The organism is Streptococcus azizii, assembly GCF_001984715.1.
GTDB lineage: Bacteria > Bacillota > Bacilli > Lactobacillales > Streptococcaceae > Streptococcus > Streptococcus azizii.
In genome coordinates this window covers 1-2,825 of sequence record NZ_MSPR01000039.1, presented here as the reverse complement: position 1 = coordinate 2,825, position 2,825 = coordinate 1, and the positions used below count along the sequence as shown (strand labels likewise).

Sequence of the window (2,825 nt, the reverse complement as noted above, 5' to 3'; positions counted from 1 at the left end):
ATATTCATTTTTACAATCATGAACGTTTTCAAGAGCGCAACAACGGCCTTGCCCCTCTTGAAATGAGGAACAAGGCCGTTGCTTAATCTTTTATTATTTCACTGTCCACTTGACAGGGAGCAGTTCATTTTGAGGTGGTGATTTTTTGCTAGTCTTTTTGATAGAAAAAGCATATCTATGAAATGACAGGTGCAGATTTGTGTAAAAAATGTATTTTGAAAGATAGTGTTCTTGTAATAGCATTGTTGCACTATATGCAAATTGATGAGGAACAGGGTAAAAAGTTGATTCAATCAATCCATTCAAGCTATTAGGATTTTCTAAAACATTTTGAAGATGCTGATGTATTTGCGAATCTCTCTTATCAGATATTGAAGGGGAGCTATCCCTACCCAGTTAATGAGGTTGCAGCAGATATGCTAAGGTATGTAGCCTATGACGTTAATAGGTTCCATGCACGGGATAAAATTGAGGAACTATTAGCTACAGGGGTAGAACCACTTATTGAGGAGATTTTAGAAAGATAGTCAATATTAGGGCTCTGTTCCGTTCCACAGTATAATCTTAAAATCATTTTCACTCCCTTTCGTCTATTAGTATAGAAGAAAGCTCTCAGCACACATAGAAGTTGTTGGTTTGTTAGTAAAACGCAAGTAACCTGTCTAGCTTGCTCTCTTGATTTCTAGCAAGCTACTTCAAAGGTCCACTGGACCTTTGAACTCCCACAGACGCATCACGTCGAGTGTGTTGCTCTGCTCATAAAAGCCTAAAAACCTTTGAACGAAAGGGATAATGAAAAGCCTTGATTGCAAGGCTTTTTACTTTGAGGTGGGTAAGTATCAGAGTGATAAAATTTTTGGAGTGAGTAGAAGTGATAGCTAGAAACTATCTCATTCTATTTCCATTTACCCTGTGGGATGTGTTTGTTTCCATTGACAAGGAGTTTTGTGGAATAGAAATGCCCTTTTTTTAAGTATTCTAGTATGGATAAAACAGGTATGGGTAAAACAAGGTAAAATAATGTTGATTTTACTTTACAATTATTTCATCTTTGTATATAATAGATAAAGTGTGTAATGGACACACCAAAAACGGTTAATCCGCTGAGACGTTGAGCACTCATGATTGGCAAGATAGGAGAAGAAAGAAACATGAATCCATTAATTCAAAGTTTGACCGAAGGTCAACTTCGTACTGACATCCCTGCATTCCGTCCTGGTGACACTGTACGTGTTCATGCGAAGGTTGTTGAGGGAACTCGCGAGCGTATCCAGATTTTTGAGGGAGTTGTTATCTCTCGTAAGGGTCAAGGTATCTCAGAAATGTATACTGTCCGTAAGATTTCTAGCGGTATCGGTGTAGAACGTACCTTCCCAATCCATACTCCACGTGTTGATAAGATTGAAGTGGTGCGCTATGGTAAAGTACGTCGTGCGAAATTGTACTACTTACGTGCATTGCAAGGGAAAGCTGCGCGTATTAAAGAAATCCGTCGCTAAAATAGTCCATAGGACGGTTTTAGTCGGGAAATGGGGAGACAGTGAAAGCTGTCTCTTTCTTTTATTGAGGATTCGTTTATCTTTTATGGAGTATAGTACCCAATAAAAATGCCAGTTCATCTTTTTAAAGGGAAACGACTGCAATATGGTATACTAGGATGAGACCCATATGGAGGAGATAGAAAATGGATAAACAATTTGTTCCATCTGTTTTATCAGATTTACGTCAGGATATTGTTCAAGTGCCAGAGATTATTAAAGAATGTAGTGGTATTCGCATCTATGGTCGTCGCATTCGCTCGGTTCTGTTCACAACAGATGTGGCGATTATTGCAAATCATAATGCAGATGCCATTCTGGCAGTCTATCCCTTTACTCCTAGCCCAGCTATTATTAAGAGTATTATGTTAGTCGCATCTGTTCCAGTCTTAGCAGGTGTCGGTGGAGGCTTGACAACAGGGATACGGTCGGCTAATATGAGTTTATTGTCTGAATCGGAAGGGGCTTATGCTGTTGTGGTCAATGGGCCAACCGATGTTAAGACGATTAGGGAAATCAATAAAGTGGTGGATATTCCCATTATTTACACAGTAGTGTCCGAAAAATCTGATTTAGTTTCCCGTATTGAGGCAGGAGTAGATATTCTGAATGTTTCTTGTGGTGTAGAAACTCCAGAGGTGGTGAAAAACATTCGGAAAAATTTTCCGACTTTTCCGATTATCGCAACAGGTGGTCCTACAGAAGATTCCATCCGGCGGGTGATTGAAGCGGGGGCCAATGCCATTTCTTATACAGCTCCAACCAATGGCGAACTATTTAAAGGAAAGATGGAAAAATACCGTCAGCATGCTAAAGATTAAATCGAGGATACCATCGGTCTTGCAATCTGCTCTTTTTTGAGGTAGAATAGAAGGGCAGGCTTCCCTTAGTTAAATGGATATAACAAATTCCTCCTAAGAATTAGTTGCAGGTTCGATTCCTGCAGGGGAGATAGAGATAGACTGAGCAGAAACGTTGAACCGACAGCGTTTTTTGTCGTTTGTTCAGCTATTTTTCAGAATGTGACAATTTGAATAGAATATGAATACTCTATCATAGTCAACATCAGAGTAGGTAGTATTCTTGACCAAGTATCCTTTGGATTTTTATTGAGTATTAGTCAATGACAGCTGTGGCTACCTTTAGGTATAAACTAAATGACTGATATGTAAAGCCCTTTGTCAAGTAAAAACAATCGAACTGATAAAAAATGAAAAGTATCTAGAAAGAGCCTAGTTCTTAGCTTCGGGCATTGGCCACTCTGATATTCGTGGATTGGTTACCTAC

2 protein-coding genes and 1 tRNA gene are annotated in these 2,825 nt (G+C 39.2%); all 3 read left to right on the top strand.

What is annotated here, in order from left to right:
• Positions 1-1,151 precede the first annotated feature (1,151 nt).
• The 3 genes from rplS (at position 1,152) to BVE84_RS10220 (ending at position 2,490) form a co-directional block, all read left to right on the top strand.
• Positions 1,152-1,499, top strand: coding sequence for a 50S ribosomal protein L19 (gene rplS / locus BVE84_RS10230; RefSeq protein WP_075104832.1), 348 nt, complete (start codon positions 1,152-1,154; stop codon positions 1,497-1,499).
• 185 nt (positions 1,500-1,684) lie between these two features.
• Positions 1,685-2,359 carry a beta/alpha barrel domain-containing protein gene (locus tag BVE84_RS10225; RefSeq protein WP_076996883.1) on the top strand — a complete coding sequence of 225 codons (675 nt, stop codon included), beginning with the start codon at positions 1,685-1,687 and terminating at the stop codon, positions 2,357-2,359.
• A 59-nt stretch (positions 2,360-2,418) separates the two neighbouring features.
• Positions 2,419-2,490: transfer RNA gene (locus BVE84_RS10220), tRNA-Arg, on the top strand.
• Positions 2,491-2,825: the final 335 nt, after the last annotated feature.